18 protein-coding genes and 2 tRNA genes are annotated in these 17,537 nt (G+C 58.9%); 8 read left to right on the top strand and 12 right to left on the bottom strand.

All coding sequences use genetic code 11. The annotated features are described in order from the left end of the window. Positions 1-169: 169 nt before the first annotated feature. The 3 genes from P5540_10750 (at position 170) to P5540_10740 (ending at position 3,302) form a co-directional block, all read left to right on the top strand. Positions 170-1,093: an NAD-dependent epimerase/dehydratase family protein gene (locus tag P5540_10750; protein HRT65292.1), complete on the top strand. Its 924-nt coding sequence runs from the start codon at positions 170-172 to the stop codon at positions 1,091-1,093. A gap of 348 nt (positions 1,094-1,441) precedes the next feature. Further along, complete coding sequence (locus P5540_10745) at positions 1,442-2,437, top strand: prepilin-type N-terminal cleavage/methylation domain-containing protein (protein HRT65291.1); 996 nt, start codon at positions 1,442-1,444, stop codon at positions 2,435-2,437. Between the two features lie 31 nt (positions 2,438-2,468). After that, positions 2,469-3,302 (top strand): DUF1460 domain-containing protein, encoded by an 834-nt coding sequence (locus P5540_10740; protein HRT65290.1) that lies wholly within the window; start codon positions 2,469-2,471, stop codon positions 3,300-3,302. Positions 3,303-3,317: 15 nt separating this feature from the next. Here the strand turns inward: P5540_10740 and P5540_10735 are convergent, their stop codons facing one another. The 8 genes from P5540_10735 to P5540_10700 form a co-directional block, all read right to left on the bottom strand. Continuing rightward, positions 3,318-4,193: a phosphodiester glycosidase family protein gene (locus tag P5540_10735; GenBank protein HRT65289.1), complete on the bottom strand. Its 876-nt coding sequence runs from the start codon at positions 4,191-4,193 to the stop codon at positions 3,318-3,320. A 43-nt stretch (positions 4,194-4,236) separates the two neighbouring features. Further along, on the bottom strand, positions 4,237-4,689 hold the full coding sequence (locus P5540_10730; protein ID HRT65288.1) for a MazG nucleotide pyrophosphohydrolase domain-containing protein: 453 nt from the start codon (positions 4,687-4,689) through the stop codon (positions 4,237-4,239). Positions 4,690-4,696: 7 nt separating this feature from the next. Then, positions 4,697-5,407, bottom strand: a complete 711-nt coding sequence (locus P5540_10725; GenBank protein ID HRT65287.1) for a C4-type zinc ribbon domain-containing protein — start codon at positions 5,405-5,407, stop codon at positions 4,697-4,699. Between the two features lie 266 nt (positions 5,408-5,673). Next, positions 5,674-6,150, bottom strand: coding sequence for an acetolactate synthase small subunit (gene ilvN, locus P5540_10720; GenBank protein ID HRT65286.1), 477 nt, complete (start codon positions 6,148-6,150; stop codon positions 5,674-5,676). Positions 6,151-6,165: 15 nt separating this feature from the next. Beyond that, positions 6,166-6,714 (bottom strand): aminoacyl-tRNA hydrolase, encoded by a 549-nt coding sequence (gene pth, locus P5540_10715; GenBank protein HRT65285.1) that lies wholly within the window; start codon positions 6,712-6,714, stop codon positions 6,166-6,168. 85 nt (positions 6,715-6,799) lie between these two features. Then, positions 6,800-7,501, bottom strand: coding sequence for a 50S ribosomal protein L25 (locus tag P5540_10710; GenBank protein HRT65284.1), 702 nt, complete (start codon positions 7,499-7,501; stop codon positions 6,800-6,802). 33 nt (positions 7,502-7,534) lie between these two features. Continuing rightward, entirely contained in the window at positions 7,535-8,482 is a 948-nt protein-coding gene (locus P5540_10705; protein HRT65283.1) for a ribose-phosphate pyrophosphokinase, read from the bottom strand. 81 nt (positions 8,483-8,563) lie between these two features. After that, a tRNA-Gln gene (locus P5540_10700) sits at positions 8,564-8,639 on the bottom strand. A 213-nt stretch (positions 8,640-8,852) separates the two neighbouring features. Between P5540_10700 and P5540_10695 the strand changes: the two genes are divergently transcribed. The 5 genes from P5540_10695 (at position 8,853) to P5540_10675 (ending at position 13,542) form a co-directional block, all read left to right on the top strand. Next, complete coding sequence (locus tag P5540_10695) at positions 8,853-9,602, top strand: MBL fold metallo-hydrolase (GenBank protein ID HRT65282.1); 750 nt, start codon at positions 8,853-8,855, stop codon at positions 9,600-9,602. A 268-nt stretch (positions 9,603-9,870) separates the two neighbouring features. Continuing rightward, positions 9,871-9,959: transfer RNA gene (locus P5540_10690), tRNA-Leu, on the top strand. Positions 9,960-10,183: 224 nt separating this feature from the next. Continuing rightward, positions 10,184-11,131, top strand: coding sequence for a polysaccharide deacetylase family protein (locus tag P5540_10685; GenBank protein HRT65281.1), 948 nt, complete (start codon positions 10,184-10,186; stop codon positions 11,129-11,131). Positions 11,132-11,174: 43 nt separating this feature from the next. Next, complete coding sequence (locus P5540_10680) at positions 11,175-12,407, top strand: mandelate racemase/muconate lactonizing enzyme family protein (GenBank protein HRT65280.1); 1,233 nt, start codon at positions 11,175-11,177, stop codon at positions 12,405-12,407. A gap of 313 nt (positions 12,408-12,720) precedes the next feature. Beyond that, the gene (locus tag P5540_10675; protein HRT65279.1) at positions 12,721-13,542 is read left to right on the top strand and encodes a flagellin; all 822 of its coding nucleotides are present in this window, start codon (positions 12,721-12,723) and stop codon (positions 13,540-13,542) included. 239 nt (positions 13,543-13,781) lie between these two features. On the opposite strand, the gene P5540_10670 is transcribed toward P5540_10675, so the two are convergent. Genes P5540_10670 through P5540_10655 form a run of 4 tightly spaced genes read right to left on the bottom strand, consistent with a single transcriptional unit; the run spans position 13,782 to position 17,455 of the window. Continuing rightward, positions 13,782-14,516: an NAD-dependent deacylase gene (locus P5540_10670; GenBank protein HRT65278.1), complete on the bottom strand. Its 735-nt coding sequence runs from the start codon at positions 14,514-14,516 to the stop codon at positions 13,782-13,784. Beyond that, positions 14,516-15,790, bottom strand: a complete 1,275-nt coding sequence (gene serS / locus P5540_10665) for a serine--tRNA ligase (GenBank protein ID HRT65277.1) — start codon at positions 15,788-15,790, stop codon at positions 14,516-14,518. Before serS ends, P5540_10670 begins: the two co-directional genes overlap by 1 nt. Positions 15,791-15,813: 23 nt before the next feature. After that, positions 15,814-16,704, bottom strand: coding sequence for a ParB/RepB/Spo0J family partition protein (locus tag P5540_10660; GenBank protein HRT65276.1), 891 nt, complete (start codon positions 16,702-16,704; stop codon positions 15,814-15,816). Beyond that, positions 16,697-17,455 carry an AAA family ATPase gene (locus P5540_10655; GenBank protein HRT65275.1) on the bottom strand — a complete coding sequence of 253 codons (759 nt, stop codon included), beginning with the start codon at positions 17,453-17,455 and terminating at the stop codon, positions 16,697-16,699. The genes P5540_10660 and P5540_10655 overlap by 8 nt, the downstream gene beginning before the upstream one ends. Positions 17,456-17,537: the final 82 nt, after the last annotated feature.

Genomic DNA, 17,537 nt, shown 5'->3' with positions numbered 1-17,537 from the left:
GTATGCCCGGTGGTGTGAGAGGGGGAGAGGGGCAACCCCCCCCCCTACTCGATTTCCGCCTGTTGAACCGCACGGCAGATGCACTCCGCATCCCGTTTCGGGTATGATCGTTTCGTACCTCGATATTCCTCGCGGGGAATGGTGTTTTGTTTTGACGGGAGAATTTTCAATGTCCAAGGTACTGGTAACGGGCGGCGCGGGCTTCATCGGTTCGCACGTTGTGGATGCGTTGATAGGGCTAGGTCATGCGGTCGTGGTTGTGGACGACCTGTCCGTGGGATCGCATGATTCCGTCCATGCGGCCGCGGAGTTGCATGTTGTGGATATCTGTTCGCCGGATCTGCGGGAGGTGTTCGCGAAGACGAAGCCTGAATGGGTCTTTCACCTGGCGGCGCACATAGATGTCCGCCGCAGCACGCAGGATCCGCTGTTCGACGCCCGCTCCAACGTTCTTGGCTCCATCAACCTGCTTGAGCAGTGCCGCGCGTTTGATGTGCGCAAAATTGTGTACGCCTCGACCGGCGGGGCGATTTACGGAAATCCGGACCTGCTGCCCGCCGACGAGTCGTGCCCGCCCAATCCCCTTTGCCCTTACGGTGTCAGCAAGTATGCGGCGGAGGAATATATCCGTCTGTACAGCCGCCTGTACGGGCTGCCTTACACCATCCTCCGGTTCCCCAATGTCTACGGGCCCCGGCAGGATCCCCATGGGGAAGCCGGGGTCTGCTCGATTTTGATTGACAAGATGCTGCGGGGCGAAACGCCGACTTTGTACGGGTTCGGCGAGCCGGTGCGGGATTATATCTATGTGGGCGACATCGCGCGCGCGTGCGTCCTTGCGGCCGATCGCGCGGACGGGGCAATCGTCAATTTGGGTTCGGGATCCGGAACGAGCGTCCGGGAACTCTTCGATACGATACGCCGGCTCATTGGCTTTTCCGGCGAGCCGCGCCTCGAACCGCTTCGCCCTGGCGAGGTTAGCCGCATCTATACGTCGGGGGAAAAGGCCGCCGCGCTTTTGGGCTGGACGCCTGCCGTTTCCCTGGAAGAAGGCTTGAAGAAGACCATCGCGCACATTCGGGCCGCCGGCTGATTGTGCAAGGAGCATTCTGTCGGCATAATGGATTCGGGATTCCTCCGCACGCAGGAAGGGCCGTACGCTTGCCAACGCGCCTGAAAGCCGACAAGGATGCCGCTTGCGGAGAGACGACAGTATCGAACGAGACCACGGAAAAGCGGCAAGATGCCGCTTCCGCGGTGGACACGGCATCCGTGCCATGCTCCTTGCGTGAGGATGGTCAAAGACTCTTGCGGTTTTTCAGGCAATATGACATACTACGGCCATGAGGACCCGATGTCTGCGGTTGCTGCATTATCGTAGTATTATCGAAGCGTTTTTTATATGGCGATTCAACAAAGGTTCTTGGGGAGGTCTTATCGCATGAACAGAAAAGGTTTTACACTGATTGAACTGTTGGTTGTGATAGCAATCATCGGCATTTTGGCGGCTATCCTGCTTCCGGCGCTGGCGCGTGCCCGGGAATCGGCCCGGCGCTCCAGTTGCCAGAACAATCTGAAACAGATGGGCATCATCTTCAAGATGTACGCGGGGGAAAACCGCAATTTGTTCCCGCGCGTCCATTCCGATCAAAGCTGGGGCCAGAACACGAATGCGCCGTACGCGGGCAATTGTGAGGGGGGGGTAGATAATCCTGTCGTCGCGCCGGATTCGCGTGCGCTGTATCCCGAATATCTGACGGATCCGAATGTGCTGCTTTGTCCATCCGATCCCGAAACGGCCAAGGCCAACATTCTGGGCATCGTTCAGGAAATTCCGGGCCATGATTGTCCCTATAAAGGCCAGATTTCGGATCCCAGCGTCAGTTACTTCTATACGGGATTTGTTCTGGACAAGGTGGAAGACACATCGCCGACGCTGGATGCGACGGGCGTGGCGCCGGGCGTTACCGGTCCCGTTCCTTCGCAGATCGGCTATGTTTTCCTGTGGATGCGTTACGATTCGGCGCTGAACCCCAACGGCGCCCTGGGCGATTTCGACGCATCCAACGACTGGAAACTCGACCAGGATATCACGGGCACGACTTCCGTGGCGTATCTGCTCATCAGCGCGGGTTCGCAGCCGACAGGTGAACCGTTCTGCAACGGCGACGGAACCACCATCTACCGTTTGCGGGAGGGCATCGAACGTTTTCTGATCACCGACATCAACAATCCGGCGGCCTCCGCATGGGCGCAAAGCACGCTGCCGATCATGTGGGATATCGTTTGCCAGGTTGTGGGCGGCAGCGGCATGCAGTTCAACCATATTCCCGGCGGGGCGAACACGCTGTACATGGACGGCCATGTCGAATTCAACCGGTATCCGGGCAATTTCCCCGCATCCAAGCACTTCGCCAACTTCGCCAGTTTCTTCTGATTCGAATCCTTGCGGACGAATCCGGCAACCCATGCGAAGCGGGCTTGTTTCGGCGATCGCGGTCACGATGCTTATGGCCGTTTCCCTTCAGGCCGGCGGCGAATCGCCGGGGCGCGCCGGTCTCATCGCGGAATTGGACCCGGCCGGCGTGGATGCCTACCTTCGCAATCTTCAGGCCCGCGAGCCGGATTTCGGCAAACGGATTATCGCGATTGCGCGAGACAGTCTCGGCACGCCTTACGCCAACGGCCCCTTGGGCGAGGGGCCGGGCGCTCCGTTCGACGCGGACCCGTTGATGGATCTTGCGCGGGTGGATTGCGTGACGTTTATCGAGCAAAGCATCGCGCTCGCGGCGTCGCATTCCCGGCAGGAAGCCCACGATCGCCTGCAGAAGATCCGTTACAAGGACGGAATCGTCGCGTTCGAGCATCGCAATCATTTCATGGAGGCCGACTGGGTTGTGAACAATCGGTTCTGCCGCGATGTTTCCCAAAAACTCAAAACCGCCACGGTGGACGCGACACGCATCATCGGACGCAAGAAATTCTTCGAATTGTCGAAGGCCCCGGATCTCGCCTCCAAAACGCCCAATCAAACGCTGACGCTGACGTATGTGCCGGCGGCGGAAGCCCGCAAGGCGGCCAAACGCCTGCCCAGCCCCGCGATCATTCTGTGCATCGGCAAGCAGGACTGGCTGTTTGTCCTGCATTGCGGGCTGTTCATCCGGGAAGCGGACGGGCGCCCCATGCTTTACCAGGCCAGTTCCACGGAGGGAAAGGTTGTGGCCTCCGACTTTGTGGACTTTTTCGCGAACAGCGGCCGTTATCTCGGGTTTACCGCATACGCCATCGGTAAACCGTCGTAAGTTTTCCCCGGGCGGTTATTTGGGCCGGCCTTTGCGAAGCATTTCGGCGAAGACGCCGAGGTTGTTGCCGTTGACGCGCTCCATGCCCGGGATGTTGTTGTGAATGGGGCGGTTGACGATGACGGGATTGCCTTGGCCGTCGTCGAGGACCATTTCGGTCGAGCCGCCCCCGTCAAGGTTGATGGCATTGAACGCGCCAAGTTGCCGCATCCATTCGGCGGTTTCCTGCGTCGTGGCGCCGACACTGTAACCAGGCTGGCGGCCGTCTATGACCAAGAGGTAGAGATAACGTCCATCCTGCGAGACGCCGGCGGCCGTTCGCGGATGCCGCGGTCCGCCCGATCCGGTATTGACGCCTTCCTTGAGCAGCATGCCGAAACCGCTCACCGCGTCGTACACGCCGGCCGTATCGTCCAGCGTTTCGACAAACGACACGACCTTCTCTTTCGAGATGAGCATCGCGCCATGCCCGCTGTGCGGCCGTGAATAGACATCACCCCGCGACGCCGACAAACCGAGGATGTCCTTGGGTTTTCCCTCGCCTTCCTCGACAGGCGAAAAAGGAGAGGCATTGATGGCCAGTTGACAATGAAATTGCCGTAGAAATGTGCTGGTCTTGCTTCCGTCGGTTTCCTTGGGATCCTCGCCGTTGGACGGCGTGACCAAAAACGAGACCTTGGGTTCCCGGAGCGAAATGCGCGCCGCATAGCATGCAAGGGGTTCCGGCGGCGGTATGCGTCCCTGGGCAAAATCAACGCCCTTGAAAAGGGGCTGCCATGCCGGGCGATAGTCTGCAATCCGGGCCGCGACCGTAATTTCCGGCAATTGATCCGCATGGGTAACACATCCGGACAGGGGAACAAAGGCCATCCCAATCAAGACGGCCGACATGCACAGGCAAGTTCCTTTGTTTATGCCGTTGGCACGACGCCTGCTATTGGGCGGATTTAGGCGCATGGCGCTGGGCTTTTTCCTCCGATTTGATGGCGGCCCACATTGCCGCCACTTCTTCCGGCGAGCCGGCCTCGCGTCCGCCGAAGATATGGGCATGGCGGCGAATCAACTTCTCATGTGCGCCGCGCATGGCTTCACCCACGTTCAGAACGCCTTCCTCTTCGGCGGCGGCGGCCACGGCCAACAACGTAAATAGGGTGTCGCCCCATTCCTCCGCCACGCATTCCGCGTCGCGGTTTTCCAGCGCCTCGATCAACTCTTCGGTTTCTCCGCGAACATATTCGGCAAAGCGGATGGCGGTTTGTTGGCGATCCCACGGGCAACCCTGCGGTCCACGAAGATGCCGGACCAGCGCGAGCAGCGCAGCAAACCACTCGCTTTCCGATTCCGGCCTTTTATGCAGCCCGGGAGGACGTTGGGACGATTCTTTCATGCCGGCGTCAGTTCTGTTGGAAATTGTCTTGGTGATACAACAGCCGCCCGCAATAGGCGCACGTATGCTGGCGCAGGTTGCCGAGCACCTCGTTGGCGATCTGCGGCGTAACTCTCATGTGGCATCCGGTGCAGGTCTCATTGACAAGCGCAACGACGGCGGGCCCCGTTTTTTTATTGGCCCGAATCCGCTTGTACTTGTTCAGCAAATCCGGGGGGACCTGCCCGGCCAGCGGCGCGCATTCCCGTTCCAGTTCCTGGCGTTCCCGAATGGCTTCGGCAAGTTCCGCGTCAATGGCGGCGCACTGGCGATCGATGTCTTCCAGTTCCGCCTTGATCCGCTTTTTATCCTCTTCAAGCCGCGCCTTGGCCTCATCCAATTCGACCATGATGGCGATGATGCGCTCTTCCTTGAGCCCGATGTGCTTTTTCAGCATGTCAATTTCATGGAGCAGCGCCTGGTATTCTTCGTTCTTTTTCACGGCAAGCAACTGCTGATCATATTTGCGGATCTGAGCTTGTTTTTGCTCGATTTCACCCTCGCATTCGCGCTGTTCAAGGGCCAGCGCCTTGCAAATCTTTTCGCGTCCGGCAATTTCATCCGCCAGCCGCTTGCGATGGATGTCAAATTTGCTCTTTTGTTTTGGGATTTCGATTTCGCGGGCCTTCAGCGCCTCGATGCGCAAATCCAATTCCTGCAACTGCAACAAATTCTTCAAGACTCGAACCTCCTTGTCCGCGGCGCCTGATTTCTTCCGGCGCGGCCGGTTGCGTCGAAAAACAAAAAAACGCCGCAGCCGAAGCTGCGGCGTCTGGGATAACCTTCCGGGTGAACCCGTCCGCGGCATGGCGCACGGCACACGGTCGCGGAGACCGGATGCCATCGCCGGATCCTTTTCGGACGGCGGCCGTCATGGAGCGGTACAAACTCATCTTGCCTTTTTCCAATGCTCAACTGTCCGGCGAGAGGGCGTTCGCCCGCGCGTCATGATGCGCGAGTAATGGCGATCTCGCCTGTTCGCACAATTTCCCGGATGCCGAAGGGGCGCAGCATGTCAATGAACGCCGATACTTTTCCCTCCGACCCCGTCACTTCCAAGATCATCGAATTTGCGCTGCAATCCACCACCTTGGCGCGGTAGATGGACGCGATTTCTACAACCTCGCTGCGTTGTTTGCTTCCCACGCCGACTTTGATCATCACGAGTTCGCGTTCCACAAAGTCCTCGGATGTCAAGTCGCGTACTTCGATGGTGTCCACCAGTTTGTTCAACTGTTTGATGATTTGTTCCAGTACGCGGTCGTCGCCCCGAACCACGACCGTCATGCGCGAGACGTCGGGCCGTTCGGTCTCACCCACGCAAAGGCTGTCAATATTGTAGCCGCGCGCGCTGAACAGGGCCGATACACGCGCCAGCACGCCAAAATGATTCTCGACCAATACGCTGATGGTATGTTTCATGGATCCTTCATTTCTTCAATTATACAACGCCATCGCCCTTGCGAGGCCCGATTCCAGGCAAACCTCCACGCCGTCGGCGGCCCGTGCCAGCATGGCCTCGCATGTCTCCCGCTCATCCGGCGCAAACGTACCCAACACATGCCCGGTTAGTTCGGCGGATTCGCTACGTCCGACACCCAAGCGCAACCGGGGAAATGCCGTGGTGCCCAGCGCCTGAATGATGGATTTCAATCCATTGTGGCCGCCATCGCGGCCCTCCGCGCGAAATCTTAACTTGCCCAGCGGGAGATTCACATCGTCTGTCACCACCAGCACCTCCGCGGGATCGCTGTTCGTGTACCGAACGGCCCGCGCCACACATTGGCCACTGAGGTTCATGAATGTCAACGGCTTTACCAACAGGACCGGACCGCCGTGTAGCGCAATGCGCGCAATCAATCCGCCGTATTTTTCACTATCAAAGGACACCGCCCGGCGCCGGGCCAGTTCATCCACTACCCGAAAGCCCACATTGTGCCGCGTAAAACGATATTCCGCGCCCGGATTTCCGAGTCCGACAACCATTTTCACGCTGCATGGGGCTCCATTTGTCGCCAATGCGTCTGCCCGGCGATGGTTCATCGTCAGGGCGCCGGCTGCCTTGGCCGACTTATTTCTTCTTGCTTTCCTTGGACTCCTTGGCGTCCTTGGCGTCCTTCTCTTCTTTTTCTTTCCGTTCGGTGATCACTTCGGGCGAGGCCGCTTCGCCCTCGGCGGCTTCACCGGCCTCGGCCGTTTCCTTCACGACCCGCGGCGGATGAACCGCCACGACCGGGCGCTCGGGATCCGAGATGATTTCGACGTCCGGCGGTACTTGCAAATCGGAAACGTGGAGGGAATCGTTCACATGAAGACCCGAAACGTCCACCACGACCTCGTCGGGAACGCTCAGCGCCAGACATTCGATTTCGAGTTCCCGCAACTGGTGATCGAGCACACCGCCCTCGGCGATCCCGGGCGCCTGCCCGACCAGCCGGATCGGGATGACCGTTGTGATTTTCTCGTCGAGCCGGATGCGCAGGAAATCGGCGTGTGTGGGGGTATTGCGCAGCGGGTGATGCTGCACCGCCTTGACGATTGCCGGGGTGTTGAGCGCGGCGTTATCCTCAACTTCAAGTTGAACGAGGGCGTGTTCGCCGCCTCGTGCATGATGGATAAGCGCCTCGAACGCGCGCAAATTCACCGAAAGCGACACCGGCTCCCGATCGCCGCCATACAATACGCCGGGCAACGAACCCGCCGCGCGCACTTTCCGCGCCTTTCCCTTGCCCTGCGACTGGCGCGTGGCTACCTTGAGAGTTTGCAATTCCATGTGTCACTACCTCCGGTTGACCAAGTCATAATCCTAGACGAATAAACTACTGACCGATTCTTCCTCGTGAATGCGGCGGATGGCCTCGCCGAGGTACGCCGCAAAAGACAACACGTTCAATTTGGGCTCGGCAAGGCCGGCCTCGGTCAAGGGAACCGTGTCGCCCACGAGCACTTCGTGCATGGCCGAATCGTGAAGACGCGCAATGGCTTCCCCGCTGAGAATGGGATGTGTCGCGCAGGCCATCACGTCAATGGCGCCGGCGTCCTTGATGGCTTTGGCGGCCTTGACCAGCGTGCCGGCCGTGTCTATCATGTCGTCGAAAATCAACGCATGCTTGCCTTCGACGCTGCCGATGATATTCATGACCTCGGCGACGTTTTCCTTGGGGCGGCGCTTATCCACGATCGCCAACGGGGCATCGAGCCGGTTGGCGAATTCGCGGGCCCGCATGACGCTGCCCGTGTCCGGCGAAACGACGACAAGGTTCTTGATCTTCCGCGCCGCCATGTAGGTCCCAAAGACCGCGTCGCCGCGCAGGTGATCCACGGGGATGTCGAAAAAGCCCTGAATCTGCCCGCAATGAAGGTCCACGGTCAGGAGACGGTTCGCGCCCGAAGCCACCATCAGGTTCGCCACCAGTTTCGCCGAAATCGGCACACGGGGCTTATCCTTGCGATCCTGCCGGGCATATCCGAAATACGGCATCACCGCCGTCACCCGATCCGCCGAGGCGCGCCGGGCCGCATCAATCAGGATGAGCATTTCCATCAGGTGATCATTGACCGGCGGCGAGGAACTGTTCACAATAAACACATCGGATCCCCGGACATTCTCGCCCAGCTGAACCTTGATTTCCCCATCGCTGAATCGTCCAACCGTGGCCTTGCCAAGCGTCAAATTCAGATGGGAACAAATCCCCTGCGCCAACGCAGAAGAGGCCGTTCCCGAAAAAATCTTGATATCTTTGCTATAAGGCATTCCGGTCACCCGTAATCTGGTTTCACACCTGCGGATACCGACGCTTCCACAACCCGCGATCCATTGCCTGCAGCCTGAAATTGGCTGGGGCGGAAGGATTCGAACCTCCGAATGCCGGGACCAAAACCCGGTGCCTTACCGACTTGGCGACGCCCCAAGATCGTTCAATGCAGGATTAGCCCCATGGCATAAACGGCCATCAAGGCGCCATTGAGTATATCAATCGTTCGCGAGCCAAGTCAATTTGGTTTCAATTGGATCCAAGTTCAAACATCAACATCAAACGCAGGTGCAAACTTTATGGGAGCGGTGTAAAATGAGTGAAAAGGGTGTCGAGCATGATGCAACGCAGCGGAAAGGAGCACGGCGCATGAGAGAAAACAGGGCGTTCTGCACGATACCGGCGCTGTTGGCGGCATCGTGGATAGCAGCGCTGGCGGGCGCCGCGCAGGGCGAGGCAACGGCGGACAATGGAAAAGGAGAAAAGGCGATGAAATCCTTTGCGGAATCCGACATACACTGGCTGGGGCATGACGGTTTCATGCTGGCCGGAGAGAAAACCATTTACATCGATCCGTACAAGATAGATGGCGGCGCCACCGCCGACATCATCCTTATCACGCACGATCATTTCGATCATTGTTCACCCGAAGACATCGCGAAAATCCAAGGTCCCCAGACCACGGTTGTCGCTCCGCGAGACTGCCTTGGCAAGATACCGGGCAACAAAAAAGCCATCAAGCCGGGGGAATTGCTGACTTTGGACACTATTGTGATCGAGGCCGTTCCCGCTTACAACATCAACAAGAATTTCCACCCCAAAGCCAACGGATGGGTCGGCTACGTGGTAACCATGAAAGGTTTCCGCATCTATCATGCCGGCGACACGGATCATATCCCGGAAATGAAAACCATCAAGGCCGACATTGCCCTGCTGCCCGTTTCCGGAACCTATGTCATGACCGCCGAAGAAGCCGTCCGCGCCGCTCTGGATATCAATCCGGCCATTGCCATTCCGATGCACTATGGAGCCATCGTCGGCCAGCCGGACGACGCCGTGCGCTTTCGGGATCTGCTGAAAGGCAAGGTGGACGTCGTCATCAAAAAGAAAGGAGCGTAGACAAGCCTGCCCCCGTTGTTTCCCGCGGGGTTGATACATCAAAGGCTTCTCAAAATGCCGTTTTGGGATTTCTTGTGCCGGCGGTTGGACTTGAAAAAGGCCGGGAGGACGGAAAGTTGAATCGCCGTCTGTACGGATTGGAGAGTGTGCGGGGAAAAACTGGCAATCCGCCGTTTTTTCGTGGACCCGACATTCGGGCGGCATCCCTTGTGTGTATAACTCGACCATTTGACAAGCCCCGCCCAATCCGGTAAGATTGTTGAATAGTGCCCGGGTGGTGAAATTGGCATACACGCTAGGCTAAGGACCTAGTACTCGTAAAAGGGTGTGCGGGTTCAAGTCCCGCCCCGGGCACCATTTCCGGTTCGTGGCGCGGGATCCCGTCTTTTCCTCTTTGGGCCTTGGGCGGCTTTTTCTCTTGTGAATCGGTAACAACGCAACCGTTTGCCGGTCGGAATGGTCCAATGGATTGCGGGTCGTTGTCGCTTTTTGCCTTTTCCGCGCCGGTAAAGAGTTGCAAACGGGTCGCGGCCTTTGATAATGGACGGACAGAGGAGATTGCGGCGATGAGGATTTGGGTCATGGCGGGGTTGTTGGCGGGTCTGGCTTGTTGGGCATCGGCGTCCGGGGAAGAACCGACGTTCGCGGAACGGCTGGGGTGGCCCGCGGGTTCACGTGTGGTCATTTTCCATGTGGACGATGCGGGCATGTCCCATGATTCGAACGTGGGCACGATCGAAGCCATGGAAAAGGGCGTGGCGACATCCACAAGCATCATGTTTCCGTGCCCGTGGGTGCCTGAATTCGCGCAGTATGCGAAAAAACATCCCGACTTGGATTATGGCGTGCATCTTACGCTGACCTCGGAATGGGGCAAGTACCGCTGGGGTCCGGTGGCGGGCAAGCCGGCGGTTCCCGGACTGGTGGACACGGAAGGATGCCTGCACCACGATGTGCCCTCGGTGATGTTCAAGGCGACGCCGGACGAGGTCGAGACCGAAATCCGGGCGCAAATCGAGAAATGCCTTGCCATGGGATTGAACCCGTCGCATCTCGATTCGCACATGGGCACGCTGTTTGCCAGTTTTCCGTTTTTCCAGCGGTACCTGAAAGTCGGCATCGAATACAAGATTCCGGTGCTGTTGCCGGCGGGGCATCTCACCTATGTCGCGCAAGACACGCCGATCATGGTGGCCACCGCGCGCGACATGGGTAAGCAGGCGTGGGACGCCGGCCTGCCCGTCATTGACGACGTACACCCCGGCGGCCTTGGATGCAAGAAGCCCGAAGACAAGAAGGCGCAGGTCATCGAATTCCTTCGCACGCTCAAGCCGGGCATCACCGAATTCATCGTCCATTGCACGCGACCGACGGAGGTGTTTCCGTTCATCACGGGGTCCGGTCCGATGCGGCTCGCCGAACTCGAAACGATGATTGATCCCGAGGTGCGCAAGGTTGTCGAGGAAGAAAAGATCATCCTCACGACATGGCGCGAACTCAAGCAGCGCCGCGATCAGATCAAGCCGTGACGCAGCAGGGCAATGGCCGCGCGCCGGCGGAGGAAGAACACGCATGAAGGTCGCCGCCATCGAGCTGTACCATGTGTCCGTTCCGCTCAGGCAGACGTTCTGGCCGACGTGGATCCCGGGCTATCCCCAGACCCACAACCGGTTCACGCTGATCAAGCTGATAACGGACGAGGGGATCGAGGGATATTCCGCCGGATCGGCGATGGGCCGTGAACGCGAGGGACTCGGCGAATTGTTGGGCGGCTATATCCTCGGAAGCGATCCGACCGATATCCCCCGCGTGCAATCGCTGCTCAAACAGGCCGGTTTCCTGGGATGGCGCAATTACTGGATCGAACCAGCTTGCTGGGACATCCTTGGCAAGGCGAAGGGCAAACCCGTCTACGAACTCCTCGGCGGCATGGCCCGGCCCATCGAGGCGTATTGCTCGACCGGCGAAATGCACGACCCGGAAAAACGCGTGGACGAATTGCTCGCCATGCGCGCACGGGGGTTCAGGACAGCCAAGCTTCGCGTCAAGAACCGCGAACTCAAGGACGACATCCGCCATATCGAGGTCGTATCCAGGGGACTTGACGGCAAAATGGTCCTCGGCGTGGACGCCAATCAGGGATGGCTCGTGTCCATTGTGGACCGCATTCCCGCCTGGGATCTCGCCCGCGCGAGGGAGTTTGCCGCGGCCTGTCACGCCAACGGCCTTCGTTGGCTTGAAGAGCCGCTCGATTCGCGCGACTACGACGGCAACGCGGCGTTGAAGCGGGTTTCCCCCATCCGGATTTCGGGCGCCGAACTCAACTACGGCTGGGATGAAATCAAAATCATGTTCGAGAAGGACTGTTTCCACGTCTATCAGCCCGACGCGACCTTTGCCGGCGGCATTGCGCAGGTGAAGCAGGTCATTGACGCCTGCCATGCGCACAACCGCGAATTCTCGCCCCACACATGGACCAACGGCATCGGGTTTTACATCAACTGGAACATGGTCCTTGCCGATCCGGACAACGCGCTTCCGCTCGAATATCCCCTCGAGGAACCGTCTTGGGTTCCGCAGGAACGGGAAGGCATCATCGAACCCATCCTGCCCGATCGAAACGGGATGCTTGCGCCGTTCACACGCCCCGGATTGGGATTCGAGATCGATCGCCGGCTGCTCCGAAAATACGGCAAGCGCTTCTATCGCATGACGGAGACGGGACTCAAGATCCGCGTCATCCGCGAAAAGGGTCTTCGGGCCGCCCTCGCAATCAAGCGGAAGAAAGACGCCGGAAATCCCTGATAGGCCAAGCGCCGTACGAAGAGGGACAAACCAACCATCCGATCTTTCATGAGCCGGGGCGGGCATTGTCTGTTCCGATTTTGGACTGACAGCCAGCCGATTGAATCTGCCGAATACTTTTTGGACGAAACGCCATGTCGCCACGGACTTCAGGATCCTGGCAGGGGGCGTGTTGGATGACGCCGCACGAGGCACGGGCTAAAGTTCCCTTCAAACCTGCCGATACATCCTGCGGAACGTCCGAATGGCGGGCGTCCCGGATGAAACCGATGCAAGGAAGCAAAGGCGACGGATATCAGGGAGGAATTACGTCATGGGTTTGAGAATCAACACGAACATCGCCGCGATCAATGCCTCGCGCATCCTGCGGGCATCCACGAGCGACCTCAACAAAAGCCTCGAACGCTTGTCCAGCGGCCTGCGCATCAACCGGGCCGCGGACGATGCCGCAGGGCTGGCAATTGCGGAGACGCTGCGTTCGCAGATCCTGGGCACCCAGGTGGCGCAGCGCAATTCGCAAGACGGCATCAGCATGGTGCAGACGGCGGAAGGCGCCTTGACCGAAACGACCAACGCGCTTCAGCGCATGCGCGAACTGGCGGTGCAGGCGGCCAACGGCACGCAGGGAACGAGCAACCGCCTTGCGCTTCATGCCGAAGTGGCACAGTTGCTGGCCCAAATTGACAGCATCGCGATCGACACAGATTTCAATGGCATTCGGATGCTGAGCGCCGCGCAGACCGTGACGCTGCAGTCGGGCGCGATGACGAGTCAAACGCTGACCATCGTGTTGTCGGGCGCGAAGACGACGGATCTGCGCATCAGCCAGGTGGCCATTTCGACGGTGGCGACCGCCGTTTCGGCCCTCAGCACGATCGACCAGGCGCTGCAAAGCGTGAACAGCCTGCGCGCCCTGCTCGGCGCCACGCAGAACCGCCTCGAATTCACCATCAACACACTGGCCATCCAAGAGGAAAACTCGTCGGCGTCCGAAAGCGCCATCCGCGACGCGGACATCGCCAAGGAAACCATCCGGTTTACGCGCAACCAGATTCTGGTCAGCGCGGGTACGTCGGTGCTGGCCCAGGCCAATATCATTCCGCAGACGGCCCTGCAATTGCTCGGCGGACGGTAACTGGCGGGCTGGAAATGGGCCAAGCCCCCCGAGCCGGCCTCTCACGTGGTTGAATAGAACCGTTGCCTTGACACGAACCAAAATTGACGAGCGCCGCGCCCCGCGCGGCGCCTTTGATTTTTTCGCGCATCTGGCGTCAGGAGATGATGATCCACGGCGTGTCCTGCGAACGATGTGACTTTATGGACGAGACGGAACCTGCATCACCGCCCACAAAATCCACCTTGCCCACCGCGAAACTATGTCTTCACGCACTCGATCAATTTGGGAAGGGTTTCGCCGGCGGGTCCCCTGAGAAAAACATGGGTTACGGAAGTCGTGAAATCGGTTTCCTCGATATTGGCCTCGATGATGAATGCGCCGCTTTGCCGTGCCAGCACCGGCAGTCGGGCCGCGGGATACACTTGCGCGGAGGTGCCCACGACGATCAGCACGTTGCAGGTTTCGGCAAGACGGGCCGAATCCACGAGCGCCTGGCTGGGGATGGCCTCGCCGAACATGACGACATCGGGTTTCATCAGGGTGCCGCAAAAACAATACGGGGGTGAATCCGTTTGCTGTGACAAGTCGAGCGGATCCCGGTGGCGGCAGCGCGGACAAACAAGCCAATGCGCGTTGCCATGGTATTCGATGACGTTTTTGCTGCCGGCGGCCTGGTGGAGGTTGTCTATGTTTTGAGTGATGATCGCTTCGAGTTTCCCCATGGCTTCAAGTTCGGCGAGGGCGTGGTGCGCGGGATTCGGGCGGCTGCCACCCAATTTTGCGCCGAGTTCCAGCCAGAATTTCCAGACCTTGTCGGGATTGGCGTTATAGGCATCAATGGTGGCGTATTCGTTCGGCGGATACTTCAGCCAGATGCCGTCGTCTCCGCGAAAAGTCGGGATGCCGCTTTCGGCGGAAATGCCGGCGCCTGTCACGGCCACGGTTAGCCCGGAACTCTTGATGGCCTCGGCGGCCAGATGAAAAGGATCCATTACCGGATGGCCTCCAGACGGTCCATGCCGTTCATGTAGGGGCGCAACGCGGGCGGCACGACGACCGTCCCGTCCGCCTGCTGATAATTTTCGAGAATGGCGACAACGGTTCGCCCCACCGCCAGTCCCGACCCGTTGAGGGTGTGCGCGAATTCCGGTTTCTTGCCGCGGCGGAAGCGGATGTTCGCGCGGCGTGCCTGGAAGTCCGTGAAATTCGAGCAGGAACTGATTTCCCGGTAATTGTTCTGCCCCGGCAGCCAAACTTCGATATCGTAGGTCTTGGCCGCGGAGAAACCGAGATCGCCGGTGGAAAGCGAAACGACACGGTAGGCGAGGCCGAGTTTTTGAAGGATGCCCTCGGCGTTGGCGGTCAGGCTTTCGAGTTCATTCCATGATTGTTCCGGTGTGGTGAATTTCACCAGTTCGACTTTGTTGAATTGGTGCTGTCGAATCATGCCGCGGGTGTCTTTTCCATACGAACCGGCTTCGCTGCGAAAACAGGGGGTGTAGGCGCAATACTTAATGGGCAGCCGTTCCATGTCGAGGATTTCATCGCGGTGAATGTTTGTAACGGGCACTTCGGCGGTTGGAATAAGCCAGAGATCGAACCCTTCAAGCCGGAACAGGTCGGCGGCGAATTTGGGCAACTGGCCTGTCCCGCGCATCGAGTCGCTGTTGACGGCGAACGGCGGGAGGATTTCGGTGTAGCCGTTTTCGCGCGTATGGGTGTCAAGCATCAGGTTGATGATTGCGCGTTCGAGCAGCGCCCCTGGCCCTTTTGACAAGGAGAACCGCGCGCCGGACAATTTCGCCGCGCAATCGAAATCAAAAATGCCCAAGCCCTGACCGATGTCCACATGATCCTTCGGTTCAAAATCGAATACCGGTGGATCGCCCCAGATACGTTCGACGCGGTTGGCGGATTCATCCTTTCCAATCGGCACGCTTGTGTCCGGGATATTGGGAATCAGCAACAATTGTTCTTCGAGATCGGCTTCAGCCTGACGGGCCTGTTCATCGAGTTGCCGCGCGCGATCGGCGACGGCTTTCATTTGTTCGATGACTTCCGAAGCGTCCTGTTTGGCTTTCTTGAGCCGCGCGATTTCCTCCGAGGCGCGATTCTGTTCGGCGCGCAACTGTTCAAAATCGTGGAGTAGTTGCCGGCGGCGGGCGTCCAGTTGGAGGATGGGTTCGAGATCGAGGGGATTGTTCCGGTTCTTTAGCGCTTCACGCACGAGATCGGGCGTTTCCCGAAGCAGTTTCAGGTCAAGCATGACAAGTCTTCCTTTCCGTGCGGCTACCGCTTGCCGCGGATAATTCCCATGATCCGGTCGAAATCGTCCAAGGAGTAATACTCGATTTCGATGGAGCCGCGATTTTTCTTCCGGGTGCGAATCGTTACCTTGGTGCCCAAAATGCGCTGAAATTCCTCTTCGATTCCGGCGACGTTTGGATCCTTGGCCCGGGGGATTTTTTTCGGTTTTGGTTCCGCCGCCGAGGCAAGGCGTTCCGCTTCACGGACTGACAGGCCCAGTGTAATGATCTTGCGCGCCGCGGCGCGTTGCGCCTCGGCGGTCGGCAACGACAGGATCGCCCGTGCATGGCCCATCGAAAGATGGCCGTCCACCAGATGTTGCTGGAGATCGGGCGGAAGATTCAGGAGTCGCAAAATGTTGGTGACCGTGACTCGTTTTTTCCCGACTTCTTCGGCCAGTTGTTCCTGTGTCCAGTGAAATTCGGCAATCAGCGCCTGAAATCCCTGCGCCAGTTCGATGGGGTTGAGATCCTCGCGTTGGATGTTTTCGATCAACCCCAGCTTGAGCATGTCCGTATCGGACACGTCGCGCCGAATGGCGGGGATCTTGTCAAGGCCGGCCATGATGCACGCGCGGACGCGCCGCTCGCCGCTGACCAGTTCGTAGCCGTCCTCGCCCTTGCGCACAATAACCGGCTCTTGGACGCCGTCACGCTTGATCGAAGCCGCCAGTTCTTCGAGCGCTTCCTCACGGAACGCCTTGCGGGGCTGTTTGGGATTGGGCTTGAGGGTTGTCGGGTCGAGGTGCAACACCCTGTCGCCGTCGCCTGATTCGCCCCTCTGCGGGGCTTCCGCCGTCGCCGGCTCCTCCGGCCGAACCGATATCAGCGCGGTCAGACCGCGTCCAAGCGCTTTTTTCTTGCCTTCAGCCACGTGCCGCCACCTCCGCTGCCAACGCAATGTACGCGCGCGCCCCCGGCGATTTGGCATCATACAGGATGACCGGCTTTCCGAAACTCGGAGCCTCGCTCAAGGTTACATTGCGCGGGATTACCGTTTCATAGACCTTCTGACCAAGGTGTGCGCGCACATCCGCGACCACCTGGTTCGACAGGTTCGTGTGTTGGAACATCGTCAGCAGAACCCCTTGCAATTTGAGTTGCGGGTTCAGGCCATCGCGCACCAGGACGATGGTATGCAACAGTTCGCTCAGGCCTTCCAAGGCATAATACTCGCATTGCAGTGTGATCAAGACGCCGTCGGCGGCCACCAGTCCGTTCAGCGTCAACAAACCCAGCGATGGCGGGCAATCTATGAAAATATACTCGTATTTGTCGCGAATCGCCTCGATTTGCCGGCGTAGACGGAACTCGCGTCCCTCGGCATTGACCAGTTCGACCTCCGCGCCCACGAGATCTTTCGTCGAGGGCGCCACGGAAAGAAACTCCACGGGACCCGGTGTCACGACCTCACACAGGGCGACGCCGTCCACAAGCACGTCGTACACGGTTCGCTCCAATGTCGTCCGATCAATACCGACACCGCTCGACGCGTTGCCCTGCGGATCGAGATCCACCAGCAGCGTCGAACGTCCGGCCGCCGCCATGCAGGCGGCCAGATTGACGGCGGTCGTCGTCTTGCCGACCCCGCCTTTTTGATTTGCGACGACAATAACGCGTCCCATGCAGTTGTTCGATCCCCATTCCAATTCAAGCGCCAAGATGGATAATGATAAGGCCCAAATCCGTCTAAGTCAACCGGCCCAT

The organism is Candidatus Hydrogenedentota bacterium, from assembly GCA_035450225.1.
In the GTDB taxonomy this organism is placed as follows: domain Bacteria; phylum Hydrogenedentota; class Hydrogenedentia; order Hydrogenedentales; family SLHB01; genus DSVR01.
Note: the sequence above shows the minus strand (reverse complement) of the source record. Positions and strands in the feature narration are given on the sequence as shown.